The following is a 1,051-nucleotide window of genomic DNA, read 5'->3' as shown; positions in this document are numbered from 1 at the left end:
ATTCTATAGGTTTTAAAGAAAAAAGATTTGATGAATCGATGTATGCTAAACAGGTAGCTGATTTCTGCGGTTTAAATAATAATATTCATATTTTAGAAAGTGATATTATAGAACTATGGAATACAACAACATGGCATAACGATCAGCCTCATGGTGATATCTCATTTATTCCTACTTATATATTGTCAAAATTTGCAGCAAAAGATTACAAACTTGTTTTCACTGGTGATGGTGGAGATGAAGCATTTGCAGGCTATATGAAATATTTCAGTGTTTTGGAAAACAGTTTAGATGATTATTTTCATGATATATCTCTCATCAAAGATGACAAAATTTTTGATTCCCTGTATCAGGATTCATTTAAAAAAGAAGTTGATTACAGTATACCATTAGATCTTTTTAATAATACCGTCAATGAAGTATCCGAAAAAGATAATGTAAATAAAATTTTACATTTTGATACAAGACATTTATTACCGGGGAACAACCTGGTAAAACCAGATAAAATGGCTATGGCAAATTCATTAGAGACAAGAAGCCCTTTACTGGACTACAGATTATTTGAATTAATGCAAAGTTTACCTGGGAAATTTAAATTGAGTGAAAATGAAACAAAGTATATTCTAAAGAAATTTGCTTTAAAATATTTACCTCATAATATAGTATATAGAGAAAAACAGATGTTTACGGTACCTGTCGGGGAATGGTTTAAAACAAAATTGAAAGATTATGTAATAGACATTATTCATAGTGATAGTTTAAAAAATAGAAATATCTTTAATCATGATTACTTAAATAAAATTTTAGATGAACATATTGAAAATAAAAAGGATTATACAAGAGAACTTAGAGCCATTGTAAATTTAGAATTATGGTTTAGACAATTTGAAGATTAAAAATATAAAAATATTGTACGTAAAAGTGCCTGTTTATGGGCTTTTGTAGATGAATTTTTGTTTGGAATCTATGTGCGAAAGTTGAGTAATCTAAAAAAGCGTGCAGATAGTATATAATACACTCTATATTGTGAGGTATCAGGTCAATGAAAATG

The 1,051-nt window shown here is 27.9% G+C and carries 1 protein-coding gene; it reads left to right on the top strand.

The genetic code is table 11. The features are described 5' to 3' along the window. Positions 1-896: asparagine synthetase B family protein (locus AC3WVG_RS12270; RefSeq protein WP_488798402.1), on the top strand; the 896-nt coding region annotated here is incomplete at its 5' end. Positions 897-1,051 lie beyond the last annotated feature (155 nt).

It is taken from the genome of Desulfovulcanus sp., assembly GCF_982781345.1.
This window is presented reverse-complemented; position numbering and strand designations above follow the sequence as displayed.